Below are 24,272 nucleotides of genomic sequence, written 5' to 3'. Positions count from 1 at the left end.
TCTCCCTTAAATGAATAATGTTGTGAAAAACGTTAATACAATAACTAATCCAATAATTATGAATACATATCGACTTTTGAAATGTTGGAATAACATTAATGTATTTTTTATGTCGATCATTGGACCAATAACCATAAACGCAACGATTGAGTTTAAAGAAAACGTACTTTGAAATGAAGATGCTACGAATGCATCAGCCTCAGAGCAAAGAGATAAAATAAACGCTAATGCCATCATTACTAGAATACTAGCAACTTGTCCATTACCTATATGCATTAATGTTGAAGTTGGAATAAATGTTTGTACGAACGCTGCAATAAATGCACCTAAAATTAAAAACTTACCCATAGAGAAAAATTCTTCTATAGCATGTACACAAACACTCCATAATTTTTTCCTAACAGGAATAGTATGATCAACTGGAATTGTAACTAAATCGTGTTTTAATGGATTCTCAATTTTTAAATATGATAATACGATTCCTATTATATAAGCAATGATCATAGCAGCTCCAGCACGATAAATAACCATTTCAATATTATTACCAAATGCAATAAATGTTGCAAACAGTACAATTGGGTTAATGATTGGCCCTGTTAACATGAACGCGACCGCTACATAGTGTGGCACACCTTTTTTGATCAACCTACTTACAATTGGTACAATTCCGCACTCACAACCTGGGAAAATAAATCCCAATAAAATAGCTACTAATACTGCTAGATATCTATTTTTTGGTATTATCTTATATAACATTTCCTCAGTAATAAATATTTGAATGATCCCCGATATAAACACACCAATTAATATAAATGGCAATGCTTCTACTACAATCGAAATAAAGATCGTATTCATTTGTAAAAACGAATGATAAAAATTCGTACTCATAATCTCTCTCCCATGTACTTTTAAAAATGAAAACTCACAAAACCTCCGAATGACCGGCGGCTTTGTGAGTTAAAAGTACCTTTTTTTCCAAAATATTAATGCAATTGTAGTTGATAATATTGCAGATATACCTATTACGATTGGAAACGCATGTGGAATATTTGCTAATGGGATATGATCAACGTTCATCCCATAAAAACTAGAAACCATTGTTGGAATTGATAAAATAATTGTAATAGAAGTTAAAAATTTCATTACAATATTTAAATTATTTGAGATAACTGAAGCAAATGTATTCATCATTCCACTTAAGATATTACTATATACTTCTGCCATCTCTATAGCCTGTTTATTTTCAATAATTACATCTTCTAATAAATCTTCATCATCTTCATACATTTTTAAAATATTCCCTTTAAGGATTTTTTGCATGACAATTTTATTCGATTTTAATGAAGTCGTAAAATAAACAAGACTTTTTTCAAGGTTCAGCATTGTAAATAACTCTTGGTTTCTCGTAGATTGATGTAATTCGGCTTCAATTTCATTTGTTTTGCGATTAATTTGTTTAAGATAACGTAAATAATATGATGATGTCGTATGCAATAGTTGAAGTGCAAATCTAGTCTTTTTAAACGTAAAAAATCCTTTTACTTTTTGGTAAATAAATCTTTCAAAAATCGGATTTTCACTTAAACAAATTGTTACAAACGTGTGAGATGAAATAATCATCCCGATTGGTATTGTATCAAAAATTGTGTGCCCATTATCATCATGAGCTACAATTGGAATATCAACAATAATTAGAGTGTGTTCCCCTTCAACCTCTATCCTTGAACGTTCTTCATCATCAAGTGGGTCTTTAATAAAATCTAAATCTAAGTCTAATTTTTGAACTAGATATTGAATTTCTTGTTCTGTTGGATTGATCGCATTGATCCAACAACCTTTCTCAATAACATCGACTTGATTTAGTTTCCCTTGTGCATCTGAAAGATAAAAATTTAGCATCTTAATTCACCTCTAATTCTAAAACAAAAACTACACAATAATAGCATACGAAACATTTTTATATGTTTCAACCTTTATTAAAAAGAAAGTCCATTTTCTAATAATCAAACGCTTGGAGTAGCTATTTTAGTGAGCATTTATACTATTCACAAATAAAGAAAAAGGCCACTTATAGTGACCTATTTTTCAGTATCCGCTTTTATAAAAATAATGCATATCACTTAACTCATCAATGTATTGATAAACTTCTAACTGACTTTGTAATTGTTCTTTTGTATGTAATGAATAATCTTCAGTATTCAATTGATTTTGAACAGTTGAAAGAGTATTTGATAAATCAGATTTTAATGCATCATACGACATAGAATACATAAAATTCATCCTTCCAATTGAAATTTATTATATTATATGTAATATAATGAAAAACAAATCATATTTATTTTATTTTCTACCTTTTGCCACTAATTTTTTCATTAAAAAATATACAACAAATAGGGCGATCGCTATAATAATTAGCATTGGGGTATATGGAGCTAAAACAGATTTAGCAGTTTCCCAGTTTTTACCTAATTTCTCACCAATTTTGATAAATAGGATCGACCAAGGAATGATTGCAAGAACTGTATATAGTGTAAATTTACTTATCGGCATCTTTGCTAATCCCGCTGGAATCGAAATGGCATGTCTAACAACTGGAATAAAGCGAGCCGTAAATACTACTCCAACGCCATATTTTGAAAACCATTTTTCGGCTAAATCAAGATGATGCTTATTAATTAGAATATATTTACCATATTTTTCAATAATTGGTCGACCACCAAAATAACCTAACCAATATAAAAATAATTGTGCAATAGTTCCCCCGATTACACCTGCTACCAAGGCACCTGCAAAATTTATATGCCCTCCGGCTACAAGATAACCAGCATATGCTAAAACAATCTCACTCGGAATAACCTCTATCATTAATCCTAATGCTACTCCTAAATATCCTAATGATGCAAAAAATTCTAATATTTGATGTATGATATTTGTCAATAGGATCCCCCTCTCAAAAACAACTTGTACTACAATGATAATACATAGCAAGATAAAATATGTCAAAATAAAGAAATACTCAGGTGAAAGTATTATTTCATATAAAAAAGGCTGTCCAAGTCAGTGACCTGACATTAGAACAGCCTTTTATCATTTCTTAATTATTTAATTACAACGTTTTTGTAAGTGTAATCTGGTCCGAATGCATGCTCAATTAATCCAGTTACTTTTGGCTTCATAACGTATGCAATAGCACGTTGGTAAATTGGAAGAATTGCAGCATTGTCTTGTACTAAGATTTTCTCTGCTTGTAAGAATGCATCAGAACGTTTAGTTGGATCTAATAAGAACTCAGAACCAGCTTGTGAGATTAACTTATCATACTCTTTGTTAGAGAATCCCATTTGGTTGAATGGGCTTTGACTAGTCCACATATCGAAGTATGTCATTGGGTCTTTGTAGTCTGGACCCCATCCGCCGAATGAGATGTCATAATCTTTCTTAGAGTTTAAGTCTAATTGTTGTGCAAATGGAACTGATTTAATGTTAATTTTTAAACCTGGTAAGTTTTTAGTGAATTCACCTTGTAGGTACTCACTGATTTTTTTGTTAGTTTCAGTATCAGAACCTAATAATTCGATTGAAACATCTTTCTTACCGATTTCTTTTAATCCTTGTTCCCATAATGTTTTAGCATCAGCTGGATCGTATTTTACAAGTTGTCCAGAAGCATCACGGAAGTCTTTACCATTAGCATCTAAGAAGTTACTTGGAGCTAAACCGTATAAAGGTACTGAACCGTTATTTAAGATTACGCTAGTGATTGCTTCACGGTCAAATGCTTCGTTTAAAGCTTTACGGATGTTAACGTTTTTAAGAGCTGGATTTTTCGATTCGTTTACACGTAAGAAGAATACAGTTGGCTCTTTAGTTGTTCCGTAGTCAGGGCTAGATTTATATTTGTCAACAAACTCTGCAGTTAAACCAGCACGGTCAACATCACCAGACTCATATAAGTTAACGCCAGTTTGTGGGTCTTTTACGATTTTAAAGTTAACTTCTTTTAATGTTACGTCTTTAGCATCATAGTAGTCAGGGTTTTTAACTAACTTGTAGCTTTCATCATGTTTCCACTCAGATAATTCGAATGGACCATTGAAAATTAAATTAGCTGCTTCTAAACCGTAGTTTTTACCTTGAGATTCAACATATTTTTGATTTAAAGGAAAGAATGTTGGGAACGTTACTAAAGAATCAAAATATGGAATAGCTTTTGCTAATTTAACTTCTAAAGTTTTATCATCAACAGCTTTAACTCCTAATTGATCAACTGGTTTTTTACCAGTAGTAACATCTTCACCGTTTTGTAATACATTCAACATGAATGCATACTCAGATGCATTTTTAGGATCTGCAGCACGTTTCCATCCGTAAACGAAGTCTCCTGCAGTTACAGGGTCACCATTAGACCATTTAGCATCACGTAAGTGGAATGTATAAGTTAAACCATCAGCTGATTTATCAAAAGATTCTGCCATACCTGGTTGTACAGCATCATCTTTACCTAACGTGTTTAAACCTTCCATAATGTTACCTAAAACGTTGAAAGATTCAGCATCTGTACTAGTACTTGAATCTAAACTTGGTAGTTCAGCTCCGCCTAGTAAGTTTAATACTTGTGGTTTTGCTTTTGCTGTTTCTTTTTTACCTTCATTTGATTTGTCTGAGTTACATGCAGTTAAAAGCATGCTCACAGCAACAGATAAAGATAGAAAATACGATACCTTCTTTTTCATTAGATTGCCTCCCCAAAATTAAACAATTAGACTTAAAAACTATTAAAATATTCAAATAATTTATATTATCCGAATAGTTAATAACCTTTAACTTAATTCTTATTTTACATACTTTTTTGAAAATATCAACAAAAAATCGACATTTTTTTCAAAAAAATTAATAAATTTAAATAAATCTTTACTTTTTTGTAATTAAAAACTACATTTTGACGTCTTTTTTTGCATATTAAATCAAAACTATTAATAATAGCCCCAATTTCAATAAATGATTAAAGTTGGACAAATATGTCTACTTTTTAGTTAAATCATATTTTTCCATTTTAATTTTTTTCAAGTCCAATATTAATCTGTACTTAGCTAAAAAAGTGATCCGCCTGGACACCTTTTAACATTCACTTTTAATTTCAGACTTATTCACTTAATAAAGAAAATATAATTTTCAGTTTAAAACTAAATTTCTAAAAAAAGAGAAGGGTTGTCCCTTCTCTTTACAGTGTAAATTATTATTTTTCGTTAGATGCCCACTTGTAAGAGAAATCTCCGCCAAATTTGTGCGCAATAATCCCTTTAACTGAATCTTTTTGTAAATATGCACGGCCACGTTGGTAAATTGGTGAAATACCAGCCTCATCCATAATTACTTTTTCAGCTTCTACCATATCATCCCAACGTTTTTGAGGGTCTGCTTCTTTCTTAGCAGCAGCTACAAGCTCATCATATTTTGGATTGTTGTATGCCATTTCATTGAATGGACTGTTAGATATGAACATATCAATGAATGTCATTGGATCTGGATAGTCCGGACCCCAACCTGAGAATGAGAAGTCGTAGTCTAATTTTTTCTCGTTATCAAGTTTGATTTCAAACGGTTGTGGAGCTACCGTAATTTTTAAACCAGGTAAATTCTTCTCAAGCTCACCAGCTACATACTCAGCAGCTTTTTTACGAGTTGTATCATCATATGAAAGCATTTTTAACTCAAATGTATCTTTACCAAGTTCTTTCTTAGCTTCAGCCCATAACTTTTTAGCTTCTTCAACATTATATTTATTGAAATCGCCGTTATGGTCACGGAAGTCTTTAGAATCTGGCCCTTTTACCCACTCAGAAGGTACTAACCAATAAGCTGGTTTAGAACCATCATTTAAAATTGAAGATGTAATAGCTGATTTATCATAAGCTAAATCAAATGCTTTACGAGCTTTAGCGTTTTTAAAGATTGGTAGTTTTTCATTGAAACGGAAGAATACTAAACGAGCATCTAATTGAGTTTTGTATTCAGGGTCATTTTTATATTTATCAACATACTCCGAATCAAGCATTACTTTATCAATATCGCCGTTTTCATATAAGTTAACTGCAGCAGAAGTATCTTTAACTACATTGTATTTAATTTCATCTAACTTAACTGAATCCTTGTCCCAATATTTTGGATTCTTCTTTAATGTAAAGCTTTGCTCATGCTTCCACTCACTTAAAGTAAACGGACCATTGTATAATTGAGTATTTGCTTCTAAACCATATTGATTTCCTTTAGACTCAACCCACTTTTGGTTTTCTGGTAAGTATGTCCCAAAAGTAGTTAATTGTAAGAAATAAGGAGTTGGTTGTTCTAGCGTTACTTGTAAAGTTTTATCATCTAGTGCTTTCACACCTAATTGGTCTTTTGGCATTTTACCATTGAAAATTGCTTCAGCATTTTTCACATAGTATAAAATGAATGAATATTCAGATGCAGTTTTTGGATCTACAGCACGTTGCCAACCATAAACGAAATCATTAGCAGTTACAGGCTCACCATTTGACCATTGTGTATCACGTAAATGGAATGTATATGTTAGACCATCTTTACTAACTTCAACCGAATCTTTCTTAGCAACTCCGTCTACTACTTCGTCACCCTCTCCTAAACGAAGTAAACCTTCATTTACATTGTCTAAAACTTCAAATGACATTGAATCAGTAGTTTTTGCTGAATCCATTGAAGGAATCTCAGTAGTTGTAGTTAACCTTAACGTTTGCTTCTTATCCTTCTGTGAGTTAGTTGCTGTTTTTTCTGTGTCTTTGCCACAAGCTGCTAGTACCGTACTTAGTACCAATAAACTTGAAACAGTTGTTGCTAATCTACGCTTCATTAGAGCACCTCCATATATTAGTGATTTATCATTTTATAATTTACTTATTTTTCTGAAAAATCACTTTTTACTTTTTCAATATACTACATATTTTTCAGAAAAAAAAGTATTTTTTTAATATTTAATTTATTTTTTATTAAATTCCCCCAAATTCCTAGTTCAATTATCATATTTTTTATTAATATTAGTGTAGTGCAATATAATTGTAATACTATTCACATATTTTATCGGCGCAAAATACGACAATTTTCAAAAGACTTTATGTCGATTCTAGAAACATTTTATGAACTTAATTATTAGATTCCATTATTACTAAATTTTGGGTTATAATATAACTTATTGAATTTGAACATATCTATTTTTTATATCAATTTTAGGAAGTGAATGTATGATAAGAAAAAGTATTCCAAACCTTTTTACTCTAGGGAATTTATATTGTGGGTTTCTATCGATCGGATTTGCAGCTAAAGGAGAATTTAGAAATGCCGCAATTCTTATTTTAATAGGAATGATGCTCGATAGTATGGACGGTCGAGTTGCTAGAGTTTTAGGAGTCCAATCACAATTAGGAAAAGAACTAGACTCTTTAGCTGATATAGTTACTTTTGGAGTTGCACCTTCCTATTTAGTATATTGTACACAATTTTCTACTGAAGGTATCTTTGGTCTAGGAATTGCAGGTTTATTCCCACTGTTTGGGGCATATCGATTAGCAAGATTTAATGTTACACCGATTTCAACTTCACTAAAATATTTTACAGGAGTACCAATTACAGCAGCTGGTGGTCTTGTTGCCTTTTTAACGTTATTTGGAAGTCGCATTCCACAAATCGTCATCATAACAGTTTTTGTTGCATTAGCATTCTTAATGGTTAGTAGAATAAAAATTCCAAGCTTTAAAGATATTCCGATTCCTAAATATGCTACAATTATTACGATTTTTTTAGGATACGCATTATATCTAGTATGGCACGCTAAAAAAGAACAGTGGCCATTCTTTATTTATATAGCAATTCCGCTTTACATCTTCTTTATTTTCTTTCAATTTTTCAAAAGTAAAAAGAAACAATCAAGGAATGAAAATAAGAAACCACGTAAATTCCGTTTAAAAAGAAAGTCTTAATACAAAGTATGTTTTGATGCATTGTTTTTCATCAAAGCATACTTTTTTTTATTTTAATTCTTTTAAATCGCATTTTTCTTGCACATTAATAATTACTGTTCTATAATGACAAAGGATTAAATCGTATTTATTACGATTTTGAATATATGATAAATTTTATATACTTATAAGATTGATAAGAATGATCTTATATTTTTTTCAAAATATAAAAAGGAATGATTACGAATTAATTAAAATATTTTAACTTTATTCGTTTATTAACGACCTCATTATAAAATACTAAAATGATTAATTTTTTAGGGAGAGAAAAAAATGAAATTTAAAAAATTAGCAATAACGACTTTGCTATTAACAAGTGCAGTTCTGTCAGCTTGCAATAAAGACACGCATCAGCAAAGTACAAAAAATAAAAATAAACTAACGATTTATACAACCATCTATCCTTTACAAGATTTTGCTGAAAAAATTGGTGGTAAATACGTTGATGTACATTCCATCTATCCTACTGGTGTTGATACTCATGATTTTGAACCAACTTCTAAACAAATAGTAAAAATCGCAAACTCCGATTTATTTGTTTACAATGGTGCAGGTATGGAACCTTTTGCAGATAAAATCAAAGATACACTTAAAAATAATCATGTTGCAATCTTAGAGACAACTAAAAATATTGAATTAATAAAGTCAAACGAAGAAGAAATTCAGGAAGATGAAGATCATCATGACGTTGATCCACATGTTTGGCTAGATCCATCTCGTGCAAAAATTGAAGCACAAAATATTAGAGATGAATTAGTTAAATTAATGCCGAAAAACAAACAGTACTTTGATGCAAATTATGATAAAATTGAAAATCAATTTGATGAACTTGATAATGAATTAAGAAATTTAGTTTTACATTCTGCACGTAAAGATATTGTCGTTTCACATGCAGCTTATGGATATTTGGAACAACATTACGGAATTGAACAAATCCCAATCACAGGACTATCCCCTTCTCAAGAGCCATCACAGAAGGATCTAAAGAAAGTTGTTGATTTTGTAAAAGAACATCATGTCAAATATATATTGTTTGAAACATTTGCTACACCAAAAGTAGCAACAGTTGTAAAAAATGAAACCCATGCTGAAATCTTAAGACTTAACCACCTTGCAACTATTTCAGAGGATGATTTAAAGAAACATAAAGATTATTTCGACTTAATGCAAGAAAATATCGACACATTAGATAAGACTTTAAATAACCGTTAAAAAGAGGACCCACTGAGTTGGGTCCTCTTTTCCTACTACTTATCCTACCTTCATATGATCAGAAAACGGTTCAGGTTTTTTCTTGATTTCTTTAAACATCAATTCAAATAAATATGCTCCAATCAAAGCTAAGATCGAAATTATGCTAAATGTCCATTTATATCCAATTAGCCCAGCTAGTGGAATCGTCAATGGAGCAATAGTTCGCCCGAGGGACCATCTTAAACCTGCTGCTGCAAAATACTGTCCACGTTGATTTTCAGGAGCAATTTTTGCAATAAATGAGTTCTGATTTCCTACAACTAATATCTCACCTAAAGTGAAGAGTGCCATTGCAATAAAAATAACATAGGCTGATAACGTGAATCCAAACAATAACATAGATAAAGCATAACAAACAGATGATGCAAAAAATAAAAATCTTTCATTAAACTTATTGGCAAATTTCGTTACTAAAACTGTAAATAATGCTACGATTAAACCGTTTTCAGCTATGACCCAGCTAAATAATGTTTCACTATTTGTCGTTAAAGTAAAATCGCTAAAACTAAATAATGTTTGAACAGGTATACTTTCTTTTATATAAACCGCTAGTAATAAATCTAATTGAGTAAAAGTTTGAGAGATTAATATACCAGCTGCCACAAATAAGAAAAAAACCTTATCAGTAAAGATTATACGGTAATTCTTTACTTGTTTCATTAAAACTTTTGAAATAGACGCTTCTTTTTCTTGTCTTACAGAGTCTGGTAATGACTCCTTTATTAATAGTAGAATCATAAAAGCGACAATTAAAAAGATCAATGAAGATGTAGCAAATAATAAAAATCTTGCTTTGAAAAATAAAATGCCTCCGATAATTGGTCCGATTACTACATTAATATTTATCATCGTATAAAAAACAGCAAAGACTAAGTTTCTTTCATCTTTATCTTCAACCGTATCTGCTACCATAGCCGAACTTGCTGGATTATAGAGCATTCCTGTGACACTAATTATTGCAAACCCTAAAAAAGTTAGCCATGGAGAATTTAAAATTGGTGAATTTGCAATTGTTAGCAAAATCATTCCTCCAGCTTGAATGAAAGCTGAAATGACCATCATTCGTTTTCGACCATACGTATCAGCCAAATATCCACCGATTAAATTTGCAAATACCCCAACAGCTTGAGAGCACATAAGTAAGATCCCTGCTGTTACTTTACCTAATTCTTCAGCAAAATAAATCGCTAAAAATGGTAAATACATCCAAAAGAATAATCCAAAGAAAAACTCAGCTACAAGCCGAATCTTCATATTAAAATTCCATTTAAGTATATTCATGATGTCCGTCCCCCTAACCTTCTCACTTTAACATAATTAAAAAAATGCGTAAATTGAATTTTAATTGGTACTTCCTTCTTCATATAAAATCTATCCCGATCAATGCATTTAATTAATTTGTTTATAAAATTTTACAAAGGGAGCATGTCTATTTTCCTAAAATGTATCATACAATTTAGTACTACATTTAGGAGGACTTCCTATGAAATTCAACTTTAGTAAAGAAGCTCGAAATATAGCCTTTACGTATGTCGGAACAGTGATTGGAGCAGGATTTGCCACTGGTAAAGAAATTGTAGAGTTCTTTTCAATTAACGGGGTATATGGTGCATTGGGGATCCTTTTTGCGACTATATTATTTTGTTGGTTTGGAACTAAAATTATGACAATCGCTCATACATATAAATTAAATTCTGCTCAACAATTTAATGTACTATTGTTTGGAGAAGTCGGAGGAAATATTATTAATGGCTTATTATTCTTTGTTTTAATTGGCGTTACAAGTGTTATGTTGTCTGGTGCTGGGGCTGTATTTAAAAATTACTTACATTTTGATTCATTTATCGGATCAATATTTTTTATCATTTTGACTTTTTTGGTTTTAAGAAAAGGGACAAGTGGTTTATTCAGTCTAAATAATACGGTAGTCCCAATTATGTGTGCTTTTATCGTTGCAGTTTTCATCAACTCACATTTACCATTTACGATGCATGAAATAACACTAGACCATATTTTACCTTCTTTTAATACACTTAACTATACAGTTTTTACAAAACCAATAACCTATGTTTGTTTAAATATGGCATTAGCCCAGGCAGTTTTAGTACCGATTGGTTTTGAATGTAAAGAAAAGTCTTCTATTGTTCAAGGCGGTGTATTAGGTGGTCTAATATTAGGAATTATTTTATTACTAATTCACTTGAACGTATCAGGTGTAACCAATTTTCAACAATATGAAATTCCAATGGTAGAGGTAATCAAAAAAATCCATCCAATTTTCTATTACTTTTTCCTAATGGTTATTCTAGCTGAAATTTTCACCACATTAGTTGGAAACATATATGGGATGTCTAGACAAATTAATTCTTATATCCGATTAAACCCAAATTTAGTCGTTATCTTATTATTAATTTGCTGCTTGTTTATTAGCATTATTGGCTATGGACCATTATTAACATTCCTTTATCCACTTATCGGTTGGATTAGTTTTCTTGTAATCCTAACCTTACTAAAACCTAAAAAATCATCTTAATCGCAATCATCGCAAACTTCATAATATAAACCAAATTCAATGTGTAACTTTGGTTTCCATTGAATCTTAAACATCCTACTTTGCCAACGTTCTAATACAAATTGAATTGAATTTTCATCATGATCGTTTATTAAAATCATTTGATGAACTTGTAGGCTTTTTACTGAGAAGCGATTTTCATTTTCGATATACCAATCAATCGTTAACTCGTCGTATTCATTTATAATAAACTTAACATATGTGCTTGGTTTATCTTTCAGACTCATCTCACTATATATTCCTTCGTCAGTCACAATAATCGGATAATCACCTTTATCATTTTTTTCTAATTTTATTTGAAAGGTATTTTCTAAAAAACAAATCATTTTGTCACCTTCTAATTTATGATATGTTGATAGTTTAACAAATAAAGACAGGAAAAGACAGGAATATGCCGGTTCCAAAGTTCTTGTTAGATTGGATAAGTTCTAATTTTGATTCCAAATTGAAAAAGGATTACTCTAAAAATCAACGAGTAATCCTTTTTATTTATTTTCGATTGTATAAAGCTTTATATTTAGACCATGTATTTCTTCTTTCTTTCATTAAACTAATGAATTCCGGCTTACATTCATCTAAATTAGTTAAGGCTACTAGTTCGTTATTTTTCCACTTTGTTACAATACCTTCTGTAGTATAAATTAAGTATTGGTATTCTAAGTAACTTCCTAACGTTGATAAGCTTATTTGTTCAAAAATATTTTCTGCAAAACTGTTAGAAAATGATACACATACAGGCCTAGTGCCCACACGATCCAAGTCAAGGACATGTACAATTTTCCGATTACAGTCTATACATAATGAATAGACGGAAGGAACAATTCCACCAGTTAGAAAAACTTGTTCATTGCTATAGAATTCCTTCACTCTAATCCTCCTATTATCATTGTATATAAGTATATGCAATAAAAAATAGAATTGACTAGTTAAATTACATTATGCCTCACTTTATTTAATGGAATTTTGGATAAACATAATCTTTCCTGATTCATTAAACTTTAAAGAAGCCTCAAATTCTTTGCCATCCTTTGAAAATCCTTTAATAACTTCTGTAGTCTCACCGTTTAACAACTGCTTTATTAGCGCCTTTGTAATTGTTTTTCCTAATATTTTTTTTGAAATTGTAACTTCACATTTTGTTTTTTGGAATTGATCACAACCATAAAATGATCCTTTATCGATCATTTTACCACCGCATTTAATACATTTTCCTACACTAGTTGATTTTTTCTTCGGCCCAAACTTCGAATTTTGCATCTCTTCAATTTTAAATTCTGAAAAATTCCATATCTTTTCGTTTTCATATGCATCAAGTATTATTTTTTCAGTTAATTTTTTGGTTTGTTCCATAAACTCAAGACTACTTGCTTTTCCTTCACCAATTTCACTTAATCTCTGTTCCCATTTTGCCGTCATTTCAGGTGAAGTTAAAATATTTTCCCCTAGGGCATAAATGATAAGCTTCCCTTTATCTGTAGCGAAAACTTGATTTTTCTTAACGTCAATATATTTTCTATTTTTTAAAGTACCAATAATACCAGCCCTTGTTGCCTCAGTACCTAGTCCTTCAGTTTTATTTAAAATTTTCGTTAATTCGGGATTATCAATATGTTTTCCGGCAGACTTCATTAATGTTATTAATTGTCCCTCTGTATATCGTTTAGGTGCTTGAGTTTTCTTTTCTTTTACCTCTACCTTTTTAACAATTCCTTCTTGCCCAGTTTCAACAACAGGTAAATTTTGTTCCTCTGTATTTTTTTCTTTTGATTTTTCGAATATGACTTTACGCCAACCTTCTTGAACCATTATTTTCCCTTTTGAAATAAAAGTCGCTCGAGAGTCTACTAACGTATGAATTGTTGTATAATCAAAAATTGAATTAGGATAATGTGCACTAATTAAACGATTTACAATTAATTCATATATTTTCAATTCCTCATCATTCATTTTATGGACATTTGGTACTTGCTCAGTAGGAATAATTGCATAGTGATCAGTGACCTTTTTCTCATTAACGAAACGACTATTATTTAATATTGATTGATTTGGCAGAGGAAAGAATTTTGAAAATTGCTCAATATTTTCAAGTTTTTTCAATATATCTGGGAGCATCATTGCTTCTTCTTTCGTAATAAAACTTGAGTCTGAACGAGGGTATGAAATATTCCCTTTGACATAAAGTTTTTGTGCAATCTCGAGTGTTTTTTGTGGTGAAAATTTATATTTACTGTTTGCATCAGCTTGGAGTGCCGATAAATTATAAAGAAAAGGTGGTTGAAACTCTTTTCTTTCTTGCTCAATATCAGTAATTTTTACGTTTTTATTTTCACAAAAGCTAGCAATTTTTTCAGCTAATTCCTTTGACATAATTTTAGATTCTAATTCGTTATGCCATTTACCAAAAAACTTTTGCTTATCAAATTGAAATGTAGCAAAAACCTCCCAATATGGTTCGGAATTAAACCGTTCAATCTCAAGTTCTCTTTTGACAATAAGAGCTAATGTAGGTGTTTGAACTCTTCCTAACGAAAATACATCCTGGATTCCTTTTTTTTGTAAATGTAATGAATATACTCTTGAGGCATTCATCCCAACTAACCAATCAGCACATGCACGGCTATATGCCTCAAAGAATAAGCTTTTTGTTTCACTTTCATCCAATAGTTGACTAAATCCTTTTTTAACAGCATTTTCTGTTAATGACGAAATCCATAGTCTTCTCATTGGTTTTTTATTTCCAGCTAAATTTAAAATAAGGCGAACGATATGTTCTCCTTCCCGTTCACAGTCACCTGCAAGAATTATTTCAGTTACCTCATCTAAATGGACTAAATTCTTAATGATTGAAAATTGATCCCATTTTCCTTTTGATACTTTATGTCCAAAGCGATTAGGTATAATTGGCAAAGTATTTAATGACCACTTTTTCCATTTTTCATCATATTCTTCGGGTGATAATAACTCACATAAATGTCCAATAGCCCAAGTTAAATAAGCACCCTTTGGAAAAAACTCGTTAGGTTGAATGACTAAGAACCCTTTTTTCTTTTGGAACTTAAAAGGGGCTGCAAGCTTTAAACCTTGATCAGGCTTTTCGGCAATAATTAATTTCATTTTCTTCCTCACAATTTAAACTAATTTTGTTATCACTTTATTTGATAGATATAGTTATTATATAACTTAAGTAATGGTAGGGAAAGCAGGAAGAAACAGAAAAAGGCAGTGCCAAAAGAATTCACCCTCTTTTAACTGCCTTTACTTCTCTTCATCATTAGGAGCTTTTAACTACAAGCTGGATTACGTGGTATTTGAATTAATTCTACTTCTTCTAATATTTTAATTCGTTTTGTTACAATCACAACGTAGTTAGCTGTCCATATATATCGAGGAAAGTTATTTTCGTCAACCATCATTGCTTGAAAAGTATCATTCATCATTTCTTCAAATTTTTCCTCTGTAATTAAATCATTTTCAATATTAAATTCAATCCATTCACAATGAATCATTTTTCATCTCTCCGTCTCTATATAAAGTGAAATCAAGATTGATTCTTAATAGTAATTTAAACTTCTTACCTTGGTTGTAGTATATCATGTACTTTTTAATTTGTGAATAATTTCACAAATTCATTTTAACTTTTTATTTTATTTATGAAATTTTTAAGTCAATTGAACGCATATTTTGATATTAAGCGCTTACTTGACTTATATTCTTAATAGTTGTATATTAATTTCAACATTTATTATTAATATTATTAATAAATGGAAATTCTTTCGCGCTTCATGTGCAATGTTTTAGGAGGAAAAGAAAAATGCAAGGAAAAGTAAAATGGTTCAACAATGAAAAAGGTTTCGGATTCATCGAAGTTGAAGGTGGAGACGATGTATTCGTACATTTCTCAGCAATCCAAACTGACGGATTCAAATCATTAGAAGAAGGTGCTGAAGTTTCTTTTGACATTGTTGAAGGTAACCGTGGACCTCAAGCTGCTAACGTAGTAAAGCTATAATATAAACTTGACTACATAGAGGACTGATTTTATCAGTCCTTTTTTATTTTTCCCAAAAAATCATAATAAGAATTATTCAGTATACTTAAACAAAAAAATCCTCTTCCTTTTCATGATTCCTAATATATTTGGGAATACTACGAAGTGAAATAAGGAGGGTGTTTATGTCAAACTTTAATAATTTTGAGGATGTTGAAATGAAAGTTAAAGCTGCTCAAAAGCTTGTGGGCTATGCAACAATGAGCATGGACGAACAACAATTAACAGATGCAACTACTGCAGTGAATCAAGCAAGAGAACAGCTTGAAAAAATGAAAGGCCTTGCTACTGATTTAGATGATGAGTTTTTACAGAAACAAGAAGAAGACTTAATGCAAATTGAGCAACAAATAAGAGAAGCTCAGATATAATGAAAAAGAAGGTACTTTTATTAGTACCTTCTTTTTTAATGTATTGAAAAGACTTTGTCTATATTGAAAAATGGAATGCTAAGTAGAATTTATTGATAGTTTGTTCTTCTGGAACGAGGAAGCTCAACTCATGCCCCATGGTAAGCGAGCATCCTTCAGTAGAAACAACAAGACAATCTTATTAAATTGACAAACTACATTTTTCAACAACATAAAAATGAAGGTACTTTAAATTGGACCTTCTTTTCAGAGTTTTGAAAATAAAATTGTCAATAGGGAAACGGACATTTAAATGAACATTTATTAATGATGAAGTTATCATTTTCTGTATGATTTTTTAATGATTTTAAATGTTAATCTGTTTGAGCAATTTCATGATTCTAATAGCACTAGCAATGATTTTTTTGAGAGTTTAAAATATTATGTGCTAATTTTTAGAAAAACAAATTCAATTGATAAGTTTAATTAATGTTCCAGTTTTATTGACTTAAAAGCTACTTAATACCCAACAGTTAGCTTATTCTAAGTAAAGGCTATTTGCTTAAGGTTTATTGCAGACTTTTTTTTGATGAGTAAGTTGATTGGAACGGAAGGGTGCTCGACTCCTATGGGATTTGCGGGAAGGCTAAAGACCCCGCAGGCTTGCCGAGGAGGCTAAAGAATCTCGCCCCATGGAAAGCGAGCATCCTGTAGTGGAAATCAACATCACTCTACTCCTATTAAGAAAATTTGATAATTTAATTAACCTAAGTTAGTGGCTAGTTAACAGTCCGAAGTTAATTGCTTACCGATCGTTTTTATTTTTTCTCCAATTGTACATTTATTAATACAAAATGATTGTGCGAATTTTTGGCTATGGTCTTTTCTAAAATGTTTATAGACAAAACATCCATCACAATATGTCTTTATTAACGTATCTATTTCGTCCAAGATTTCTTTACGTTCCATAATTCATTTCACCTCTTCAAGTAACTTCAATTGTACTTATTATCTTATTCCCTTTAAGTGCTTGCGTTGCTAGATTATGAGCTTCTTTATTATCATTACGTTTAATCAGTTCTAATTGTAAGGTTAATTTTAAGTTTTTACATTTTCTTTCAATTCGATTTATGAATCGTTCATGTTGTTCTTCATAACAAGGCCAATCTCCATTTAATTGATTAATGACCACTTGTGAATCTCCTTTAATGACAATGGTTTGTCCAGTTATATTCATTTCCTCTAATAGTAGGATTGCATTTTCTATTGCAGCAAACTCCGCTTCATTATTTGTCATTAACCCATCTAATTTTTCATTAAACCTTTTTCGATAGTTTTTACCATTTTGACTAAAGTATAAGCATACCCCTATTCCAGATATAGATGTTGCTAAATCAAATCCACCGTCAAAAAATATTGAAATATTATGAGGTTCTTCTTCGATCTCTTTTAAGTACTTTATTACTTGTTTTTTAGTCCACTCAGTGTCGAATTGATCTAAAAAGATAATTTCTCTTGTTCTACCTGTACTTTCGAAATCTTCCGCTAAAAGTAGTGCTTCTTTTATTTCTAACCATTCAGTTTCAAGTGTAATTTGATATTTCTTTTTAGTTTGATACTTCCAACTGATTTTTAGCTTCATCCGACACACCTTCTCTATTCTTTATTTTAGACTAGCCTATGGTTGAATATAAAATTACTTAATTCATTTTTTAAGTTTTCATTTTTTTGAATATATACTAAAATGATACATATATAAGTGTTGGAGGTTTACTATGATTGAAGTTTATATTGACGGAGCTTCCAAAGGAAATCCCGGGCCCTCAGGTGCAGGTATTTTCATAAAAGGAATTAAAGAGCCTGTTTTTTTAAGTTTTCCATTAGATTCGATGTCTAATCATGAAGCTGAGTTTCATGCATTACTACTTGCTCTAGATTATTGTGTCAAAAACAATTTAGCAATGGTTTCATTCCGTACAGATTCAAAAGTCGTTGAAGAAAGTATTGATAAGAAATATTCGAAAAACGAATTATTTATTCCTTTATTAGAGAAATCACTTAAGTTGATTAATCAACTTGATCTTTTCTTTATTAAATGGATTCCATCAAGCGCAAATAAGGTTGCTGATGAACTTGCTCGAAAAGCTATAAAATAAAAAAGGAATGGACGATATGAAAAATAAATTAATCGCTTTTTCTTCTTTACTCTTTGTGTCCTTCATTTGGGGTTCTTCGCTTTTCATTGTTAAAGAAACACTTAAGTTTGTCCAACCATTTACATTTAATGCATTACGATTTATAGTAGCAGCAATTATATTATTTACAGTTCAAACTTTATTAAATCGAAAAAATAATAAAAGACATCGCGGAAAAGCTGGGTTTATTTTCCCCGGAATCGTTATCGGATTATTTTTATTTCTAGGCTTTGTATTTCAAACATTTGGATTACATTACACGTCGATATCCAAATCAGGTTTTATAATAGGTATTAGTGTTGCGATTGTTCCTTTTCTTTTATTCTTTAAATATAAGAAAAAACCAACTTTACGGGAAAATGTATGTGCAATCATTGCCTTCATCGGATTATTTTTATTAACACTATCAACAAATTCCAAGTTTAATTCTGGTGATATTATTTCCTTTTTTAGTGCGATTGCGTTTGCTCTTCATATTATTTATTCAACGATCTACTCACCGAATTATAATTCACTACAACTGGCAACTGTACAAATAACTTTTGTAGGTTTAGCCTCATGGACATTTGCTTTAATCTTTGAAGATTGGCAAGTCATTTTCAACCATGCATTATGGACAAATAAATATTTTGTTTTTTCAATTCTATTTACAGCAATTTTTTGCACCGCTGCAGCTTTCTTTATCCAAATGTTTGCCCAACGTACAATAAGTGCGACTGAAGTAGGGATTATTCTCGCTACCGAGCCAGTTTTTGCAGCGATTACTGGGTATTATTATGGTGGAGAAAGATTACAAGAAATTGGTTTATTCGGTTGCAGCTTGATTTTAGTTTCTACGATCGTAACTCAAATTAGAAAGACCAAAAGTAAAAAGCAATTATATAAAGAAGAAAAAACCATTCACAAAATGTGAATGGTTTTTTTTCCCGCAAATGCCGTTATTCATTTATGTCTAAGTAAACCGAACTCCAAGGTGGATGTCCTCACAAGTAACGCTCATCCTCCTATATGTAGGCACGATGTTGTTACTTAAATATTGGTCTTCCGGTAAACAAATCATTGGTTTAAGACATAAACTGACAACGCACACAGCAGGTTTTGTTTAATTTGTATTCTCATTCTATACCAACTAAAACTATTTTGCAACTAATTATTTTTCCCTTTTCACTACATTTTCTTCATAAGAAATCCAATCACTAAAACTTCCTGGATACAGTTTTACATTTGTATATCCAGCTTCAACTAATCCTAAATAATTTACACAGCCAGTGACACCTGAGCCACAATAAACTACTGTTTCATCCCCATTCTTGAATGGATTGAATAGTTCTTGTAATTCTTCTTTTGTTTTAAATTCTCCCGATTCATTTAAAACATCTTTCCAAAATGAATTTTTTGCTCCAGGTATATGACCAGCAATTCTGTCAATTGGTTCAAATTCACCAATATAACGAATCAATTCTCTAGAATCAATTAAATTGAAATCTTCTTTTTCACCATTCTCCTTAACTTCATTCATCGAAGTTATCATATAATCTTGGACATTAATCTCGAATTTTTTAGGTATGACTTCTTCAATTTTTGTCGTTACTTCAAAATCATTTTCCATCCATTTTTTATAACCACCATTTAAAACAAAAGTATACTGATGCCCCACCAAATTACATAAAAACCAACATCTTGCGGCATTATCATTCGTACCATCGTCATAACAAATAACAATCGTATCATGATCGATCCCTAGATCTCCTAAAAGATTTCCAAAAACATTTAAATTTGGTAACGGATGTCTGCCTCCATGCTTTTGTACAGGACTAGATAAGTCATTATTTAAATCAACATAACGAGAAAGCGGAATATGATTTTTCTTATACTCACTTAAGCCATATTCAGGATTTGACAATTGAAATCGACAATCTAAAAATACAACATTTTTATTTAAGCGCAATTTATTTGCAATGTTTACATCAATAATGTTTTTCAATTTTAATTGTCCACCCTCATATTAAATTAATTTTTTGAATAAGTTTAATACTTTTTCATCTACTACTACTTCATTTAAGTTTTCAGTTGCTTTAATTGTTTGTTGAACATCATTTTCGATTTGATTGCTACAGTTGAGCAATACAGAATTTAATGCATCAACATATTGAATGTGATAATGCTCTGTAAATAAGCTATTCATATTTGCTAAATAGTCTTTTAATGGTGTTCTCAACTCATTAATGCATTCATCAATCATCGTTTCTTTCATGTTTTCAACAAAAAAGCTTTTTGGATTTTTGAAGTAATTCTTTAAACTTTCAAAACGATCTACATTAATAAATTGATCAGGATTTTTTATCGAAACAGGTAAGATTTCATTAATTTCACTTTTTTGAACGATAAATTCAGATTGAATAGAATGTATTTCACCAATTACTCGATCTTGCGACATTGAAATTTCATTCGTTAAAAACTTCTCTAATCTAAATCCAGTTACTCTTAATTCCTTTAAAATCTCTTCCAATACTTCATAAATAAATTCACGAATTTTCGTTACAAATAATTGTTTAATATTTTTTGTTGTATTATTGAAAACACTTGGATTAAAGAAATAAGGGAATAAATCTCTCATCCTTAATTCAATACGCTTTTCGATAAAGAAAATCAATTGTTCGTTTTCTTTCATAAATGCTCTAGGTAAATTAGTAGGTTCTGCATTTTTAATCGCTTCTTTAACTTTTTTCTGAATTTGCTCCAGTTCGTTGAAAAATTGATCTTTTTCACGTTTAATTCTTTCGAAACGATTAATTGTATCACGTAAGATTTTTTCAATTGTTAATAGGTCATTAATAAATGTTTTAAAGACTTCATTGGCAATCTCAAATTGGAAGAAATTTTGGATTTTCGTATTTAATTTCTTATAATTATTCTCGATTTCTAAATTTAACTCTAAATCACCATATCCCTTCATCTGAAGCATACTTGAAATAGCAAACACAGATGGGAAACGAACCCCTAGTTTCGTTAATTGGTTTACAAAGAAATTTTGCACGATTTCGATTTCGTTTTGATCCTTTGCTAAATCCGAAGCATTTAACACAAAGTAAACTTTATCACTATCAAAGCTTTCTCTCATTCGCCCGATTTGCATTAAGAAAGATTCATCTTGACGTGTAAAGGCATGTTGATAATGTGCAACATATAGAATTAAATCAGCTTTTTTCAAATAGTCGAATGCTAGTTCAGTATGTCTTGAATGGATACTATTTCCCCCTGGTGTATCCACTAATACAATCCCACTTAACGTGATCTCACAATCGAAATAAACTGTACTTTCTTTTACAAAACATGCTCTATTTTCTTCACTAATTACACTTACATACTCACTTAAGTCATATCGCTTAATTGTACCTAATAAACTTCTCATTTCTTCATAATTTTGACATACGCTTTCTGCATAAACGAAAGCATCAGTAGGAATTTTATCCTTTTGTTTCTTAATTAAATTTTGAAGGGTACTAAACCACTCTTTTTCATTTGCTTCTACGCCCCATTTTTTAAAGAAATCAAGAAACTCTTCTTTTAAAGATTCTTCTGATTTATAACTCACATCAGCTTTTTTATTACCAGATTCAGCTGTTGAGCGTTTAATCTTACAAATTGCCGCTGTTGTTGGGTGTGGAGAAACAGGTAATACACGATCGCCAAGTAAAGTATTTATATACGATGTTTTTCCTGAACTAAACGCTCCGAATAATGCAATTGTGTATTCGTTTGATTTTATTTGTTCTCTTTTTTCTTTTAGAATACCGATTTTACTCTGTATAAATTTATTTGAAGTTAATTCGTCTAATATAAAATCAGCAACCTCATATTTAGCTTGAATTTCTTCGTTTGAATATTTTTTTGAATTAGTTTGTTCAATGTCAGTAATAAGTTCTTCTTTTATTTCCGGTGCTTGAACAGTTAAGATTTTGTGATTAATTAATTCACTTACGGATATTAAAGTAGGCTTAATTTCAGGCAAGTCTTGATTTATTTCTTGATCATTATTTAAAATCGTCTTAATTTCTGAAACCATATGTGAAATTTTTTGATTATTAAAATCTAATTCATCAAATCCATCTATTTTTGATTGCAAATCATTTTTTTGATTTTTTAATTTTAGAATAGTTGATTCATTTTGTACTTTAAGTTCTTTTGAAAGTGTGTAAATAAATTCGGAAATACTTTTACGGTATACAGCCTTAATACCTTCACTTACTTCCTTCGTATACTGTAATAAATAGTTTCCACCTGTATCAATCAAATGCGATGGCTTTGGACAAATTACCTCATCACTCAAATTAGGCTCTAAGATATTATCAAAGTCACTACTATCAATTTTATTATTTTCAATTTGTTTTACAGTTCGAATTGCTGCTTCTTTTACAAAATACTCAATTTGTTTATTTGTTAATTCCTTTACCTTTTGAATAAATTGACTTTTAGATTCATGTAAAGCATTTTCAAGTTTTTTTCTAGATTGAAATAATCCTTTATTTTGCAATGCCTTTTCTGATTCTAAATATTTTGATGCTAATTCTCTCATTTCAAATGGTGTAATGTTTGAATTAGTAAGAACTTGTTGCGTAGACTGCAAACAATTTTCCTCAAATGTAGAAACTGATGTTTCAATAACTTCAATTTCACTATTTAAATCATTATAAACGGATCTAATCTCATCAGCATTTTGATCGAGATCAATGTAATCGTTCTCAAGTTGTTGTATTTGTTCGTTCATAATTGTTAAAAAACTTGCATAGTCATTTTCAATTTGTACTACTTCTTGATGACTGTATAAGTCATTTAAATGATTTAAAAACTGGTTATATTCGTTATTATCTACAGATTTATTTCTTGTAGAAATATAAAAAACTTGTAAGTTGCCTAATCCTTGTTTTTTCAAGTTTCCAATTACACCTTGTTTAAATTGTTCAAACGTCAATTCTGTTTCATCGTGTTTATCAATACATGTAATGACTAAACAAACTTTATTATTTTTTTCAACTAAATTATGAATAAAATCAATATTTGTTTTCGAATGAACATGTTGATAATCCATTAAATAAAAAATACTATCCGCTAGATGAATTACTGAGTTTGTCGCCTCTAAATGATCCATATCTGTTGAATCAATCCCTGGAGTATCAATTAAAACAGATCCAGTTGGAATTTTAAATAGTTCTTGTGCCCACTCGAGTTCAATAATTGAACCACTATCAGAAGCTAACTTTTTGAGTTCATCTACTTGAATATCCTCTTGAATCTGATACATTTCACCATCTTTAAGAGTAATTAACATTTTACTTTCGCCATTTTTTAATTTTACAACGTTTGCACTTGTAGGAATTGGGCTTGTAGGTAGTTTTTCTACTTGTAAAAGATCATTTAATAAAGATGACTTACCAGCAGAAAAATGCCCACAAAATACGTAATAACTTTCCTTATTTTGTATTTTGTATGCTAATTTTTTTAATTGGAATAATTCCTTCGAATTACCTTGGTCAGAAAGTAAATTGATACCTGAAGAAACCTTATTCAGTAATTCCCCTCTGTTAATCTTAGTGTTTTGCAACGTGATTTCCCCATTTCATTTCATTCTCAAATAATTTCCCTAGCATTATTTTATCCCCATATATATTAATTTGGAAGAAGAATGTATAGGCATATGCATATAAAATAAAAAAAACTAGGTAACATCACCTAGTTTTGAACTTGTTTAAGTACATATTTAGTTAGTAAAAAGTATAAAAGAATTGTAGCTGACACAAATCCAAGAACCATTTGACGCACAAC

22 protein-coding genes and 1 other RNA gene are annotated in these 24,272 nt (G+C 30.5%); 7 read left to right on the top strand and 16 right to left on the bottom strand.

Features of this window, described 5'->3' with window-relative positions; translation table 11 throughout:
* Window positions 1–6: 6 nt before the first annotated feature.
* The 6 genes from BM319_RS01455 to BM319_RS01430 form a co-directional block, all read right to left on the bottom strand.
* Window positions 7–888, bottom strand: a complete 882-nt coding sequence (locus BM319_RS01455; protein ID WP_069031971.1) for a permease — start codon at window positions 886–888, stop codon at window positions 7–9.
* A gap of 69 nt (window positions 889–957) precedes the next feature.
* Window positions 958–1,899: a magnesium transporter CorA family protein gene (locus BM319_RS01450; protein ID WP_056466477.1), complete on the bottom strand. Its 942-nt coding sequence runs from the start codon at window positions 1,897–1,899 to the stop codon at window positions 958–960.
* A 186-nt stretch (window positions 1,900–2,085) separates the two neighbouring features.
* Window positions 2,086–2,271: a hypothetical protein gene (locus tag BM319_RS01445; RefSeq protein ID WP_069031970.1), complete on the bottom strand. Its 186-nt coding sequence runs from the start codon at window positions 2,269–2,271 to the stop codon at window positions 2,086–2,088.
* Between the two features lie 69 nt (window positions 2,272–2,340).
* Complete coding sequence (uptA, locus tag BM319_RS01440) at window positions 2,341–2,943, bottom strand: undecaprenyl phosphate transporter UptA (RefSeq protein WP_286143691.1); 603 nt, start codon at window positions 2,941–2,943, stop codon at window positions 2,341–2,343.
* 155 nt (window positions 2,944–3,098) lie between these two features.
* Window positions 3,099–4,733: a peptide ABC transporter substrate-binding protein gene (locus tag BM319_RS01435; protein WP_069031969.1), complete on the bottom strand. Its 1,635-nt coding sequence runs from the start codon at window positions 4,731–4,733 to the stop codon at window positions 3,099–3,101.
* A 503-nt stretch (window positions 4,734–5,236) separates the two neighbouring features.
* Window positions 5,237–6,868 (bottom strand): peptide ABC transporter substrate-binding protein, encoded by a 1,632-nt coding sequence (locus BM319_RS01430; RefSeq protein WP_069031968.1) that lies wholly within the window; start codon window positions 6,866–6,868, stop codon window positions 5,237–5,239.
* Window positions 6,869–7,256: 388 nt separating this feature from the next.
* On the opposite strand from BM319_RS01430, the gene pssA reads away from it, so the two are divergent.
* Window positions 7,257–7,991 (top strand): CDP-diacylglycerol--serine O-phosphatidyltransferase, encoded by a 735-nt coding sequence (pssA, locus tag BM319_RS01425; RefSeq protein ID WP_069031967.1) that lies wholly within the window; start codon window positions 7,257–7,259, stop codon window positions 7,989–7,991.
* Between the two features lie 312 nt (window positions 7,992–8,303).
* A complete protein-coding gene (locus BM319_RS01420) occupies window positions 8,304–9,242 on the top strand; it encodes a metal ABC transporter substrate-binding protein (RefSeq protein ID WP_091021105.1) in 939 nt (312 codons plus the stop codon).
* Between the two features lie 39 nt (window positions 9,243–9,281).
* Here the strand turns inward: BM319_RS01420 and BM319_RS01415 are convergent, their stop codons facing one another.
* The gene (locus tag BM319_RS01415; RefSeq protein ID WP_069031965.1) at window positions 9,282–10,565 is read right to left on the bottom strand and encodes an MDR family MFS transporter; all 1,284 of its coding nucleotides are present in this window, start codon (window positions 10,563–10,565) and stop codon (window positions 9,282–9,284) included.
* Window positions 10,566–10,767: 202 nt separating this feature from the next.
* Between BM319_RS01415 and BM319_RS01410 the strand changes: the two genes are divergently transcribed.
* Window positions 10,768–11,817 (top strand): YkvI family membrane protein, encoded by a 1,050-nt coding sequence (locus BM319_RS01410; RefSeq protein WP_069031964.1) that lies wholly within the window; start codon window positions 10,768–10,770, stop codon window positions 11,815–11,817.
* On the opposite strand, the gene BM319_RS01405 is transcribed toward BM319_RS01410, so the two are convergent.
* The 4 genes from BM319_RS01405 to BM319_RS01390 all read right to left on the bottom strand — a co-directional run bounded on the left by BM319_RS01405 (window position 11,814) and on the right by BM319_RS01390 (window position 15,362).
* Complete coding sequence (locus tag BM319_RS01405) at window positions 11,814–12,182, bottom strand: DUF3979 family protein (RefSeq protein ID WP_069031963.1); 369 nt, start codon at window positions 12,180–12,182, stop codon at window positions 11,814–11,816. The genes BM319_RS01410 and BM319_RS01405 overlap by 4 nt on opposite strands.
* 163 nt (window positions 12,183–12,345) lie before the next feature.
* Complete coding sequence (locus BM319_RS01400) at window positions 12,346–12,723, bottom strand: hypothetical protein (RefSeq protein WP_069031962.1); 378 nt, start codon at window positions 12,721–12,723, stop codon at window positions 12,346–12,348.
* Between the two features lie 81 nt (window positions 12,724–12,804).
* On the bottom strand, window positions 12,805–14,970 hold the full coding sequence (locus tag BM319_RS01395) for a DNA topoisomerase III (protein WP_069031961.1): 2,166 nt from the start codon (window positions 14,968–14,970) through the stop codon (window positions 12,805–12,807).
* Between the two features lie 167 nt (window positions 14,971–15,137).
* Complete coding sequence (locus BM319_RS01390; protein WP_069031960.1) at window positions 15,138–15,362, bottom strand: hypothetical protein; 225 nt, start codon at window positions 15,360–15,362, stop codon at window positions 15,138–15,140.
* 305 nt (window positions 15,363–15,667) lie between these two features.
* Between BM319_RS01390 and cspD the strand changes: the two genes are divergently transcribed.
* Window positions 15,668–15,865, top strand: coding sequence for a cold-shock protein CspD (cspD, locus tag BM319_RS01385; RefSeq protein ID WP_056466512.1), 198 nt, complete (start codon window positions 15,668–15,670; stop codon window positions 15,863–15,865).
* Window positions 15,866–16,029: 164 nt separating this feature from the next.
* Window positions 16,030–16,275: a DUF2564 family protein gene (locus BM319_RS01380; RefSeq protein ID WP_069031959.1), complete on the top strand. Its 246-nt coding sequence runs from the start codon at window positions 16,030–16,032 to the stop codon at window positions 16,273–16,275.
* 762 nt (window positions 16,276–17,037) lie between these two features.
* Here the strand turns inward: BM319_RS01380 and BM319_RS01375 are convergent.
* Window positions 17,038–17,223 carry a zinc-finger domain-containing protein gene (locus tag BM319_RS01375; RefSeq protein WP_069031958.1) on the bottom strand — a complete coding sequence of 62 codons (186 nt, stop codon included), beginning with the start codon at window positions 17,221–17,223 and terminating at the stop codon, window positions 17,038–17,040.
* A gap of 16 nt (window positions 17,224–17,239) precedes the next feature.
* On the bottom strand, window positions 17,240–17,896 hold the full coding sequence (locus BM319_RS01370) for a reverse transcriptase-like protein (RefSeq protein ID WP_091021104.1): 657 nt from the start codon (window positions 17,894–17,896) through the stop codon (window positions 17,240–17,242).
* A gap of 133 nt (window positions 17,897–18,029) precedes the next feature.
* On the opposite strand from BM319_RS01370, the gene BM319_RS01365 reads away from it, so the two are divergent.
* Together BM319_RS01365 and BM319_RS01360 are read left to right on the top strand one after the other, a co-directional pair.
* Window positions 18,030–18,410: a reverse transcriptase-like protein gene (locus BM319_RS01365; protein WP_069031956.1), complete on the top strand. Its 381-nt coding sequence runs from the start codon at window positions 18,030–18,032 to the stop codon at window positions 18,408–18,410.
* Between the two features lie 16 nt (window positions 18,411–18,426).
* Window positions 18,427–19,362 (top strand): DMT family transporter, encoded by a 936-nt coding sequence (locus BM319_RS01360; RefSeq protein ID WP_069031955.1) that lies wholly within the window; start codon window positions 18,427–18,429, stop codon window positions 19,360–19,362.
* Between the two features lie 6 nt (window positions 19,363–19,368).
* On the opposite strand, the gene ssrS is transcribed toward BM319_RS01360, so the two are convergent.
* From ssrS to BM319_RS01345, 3 genes are all read right to left on the bottom strand, one after another.
* A non-coding RNA gene (gene ssrS, locus BM319_RS01355) (6S RNA) lies at window positions 19,369–19,550 on the bottom strand.
* Between the two features lie 49 nt (window positions 19,551–19,599).
* Complete coding sequence (locus BM319_RS01350; RefSeq protein ID WP_069032253.1) at window positions 19,600–20,424, bottom strand: sulfurtransferase; 825 nt, start codon at window positions 20,422–20,424, stop codon at window positions 19,600–19,602.
* Between the two features lie 30 nt (window positions 20,425–20,454).
* Window positions 20,455–24,051 carry a dynamin family protein gene (locus BM319_RS01345; RefSeq protein WP_069031954.1) on the bottom strand — a complete coding sequence of 1,199 codons (3,597 nt, stop codon included), beginning with the start codon at window positions 24,049–24,051 and terminating at the stop codon, window positions 20,455–20,457.
* Window positions 24,052–24,272 lie beyond the last annotated feature (221 nt).

Source organism: Bacillus sp. UNCCL81 (assembly GCF_900112535.1).
Lineage (GTDB): Bacteria > Bacillota > Bacilli > Bacillales > Bacillaceae_G > Gottfriedia > Gottfriedia luciferensis_B.
The sequence above is the reverse complement of the archived record's forward strand: the minus strand, read 5'-3'. Positions and strand labels throughout refer to the sequence as shown.

Coding starts and splice junctions, on each gene's coding strand:
- BM319_RS01380 (WP_069031959.1), top strand. CDS start 16,030: ATGTCAAACTTTAATAATTTTGAGGATGTTGAAATGAAAGTTAAAGCT.
- BM319_RS01365 (WP_069031956.1), top strand. CDS start 18,030: ATGATTGAAGTTTATATTGACGGAGCTTCCAAAGGAAATCCCGGGCCC.
- BM319_RS01420 (WP_091021105.1), top strand. CDS start 8,304: ATGAAATTTAAAAAATTAGCAATAACGACTTTGCTATTAACAAGTGCA.
- BM319_RS01430 (WP_069031968.1), bottom strand. CDS start 6,868: ATGAAGCGTAGATTAGCAACAACTGTTTCAAGTTTATTGGTACTAAGT.
- BM319_RS01435 (WP_069031969.1), bottom strand. CDS start 4,733: ATGAAAAAGAAGGTATCGTATTTTCTATCTTTATCTGTTGCTGTGAGC.
- BM319_RS01395 (WP_069031961.1), bottom strand. CDS start 14,970: ATGAAATTAATTATTGCCGAAAAGCCTGATCAAGGTTTAAAGCTTGCA.
- BM319_RS01445 (WP_069031970.1), bottom strand. CDS start 2,271: ATGTATTCTATGTCGTATGATGCATTAAAATCTGATTTATCAAATACT.
- BM319_RS01375 (WP_069031958.1), bottom strand. CDS start 17,223: ATGGAACGTAAAGAAATCTTGGACGAAATAGATACGTTAATAAAGACA.
- BM319_RS01415 (WP_069031965.1), bottom strand. CDS start 10,565: ATGAATATACTTAAATGGAATTTTAATATGAAGATTCGGCTTGTAGCT.
- BM319_RS01370 (WP_091021104.1), bottom strand. CDS start 17,896: ATGAAGCTAAAAATCAGTTGGAAGTATCAAACTAAAAAGAAATATCAA.
- cspD (WP_056466512.1), top strand. CDS start 15,668: ATGCAAGGAAAAGTAAAATGGTTCAACAATGAAAAAGGTTTCGGATTC.
- BM319_RS01410 (WP_069031964.1), top strand. CDS start 10,768: ATGAAATTCAACTTTAGTAAAGAAGCTCGAAATATAGCCTTTACGTAT.
- BM319_RS01405 (WP_069031963.1), bottom strand. CDS start 12,182: ATGATTTGTTTTTTAGAAAATACCTTTCAAATAAAATTAGAAAAAAAT.
- BM319_RS01360 (WP_069031955.1), top strand. CDS start 18,427: ATGAAAAATAAATTAATCGCTTTTTCTTCTTTACTCTTTGTGTCCTTC.
- BM319_RS01455 (WP_069031971.1), bottom strand. CDS start 888: ATGAGTACGAATTTTTATCATTCGTTTTTACAAATGAATACGATCTTT.
- pssA (WP_069031967.1), top strand. CDS start 7,257: ATGATAAGAAAAAGTATTCCAAACCTTTTTACTCTAGGGAATTTATAT.
- BM319_RS01450 (WP_056466477.1), bottom strand. CDS start 1,899: ATGCTAAATTTTTATCTTTCAGATGCACAAGGGAAACTAAATCAAGTC.
- BM319_RS01390 (WP_069031960.1), bottom strand. CDS start 15,362: ATGATTCATTGTGAATGGATTGAATTTAATATTGAAAATGATTTAATT.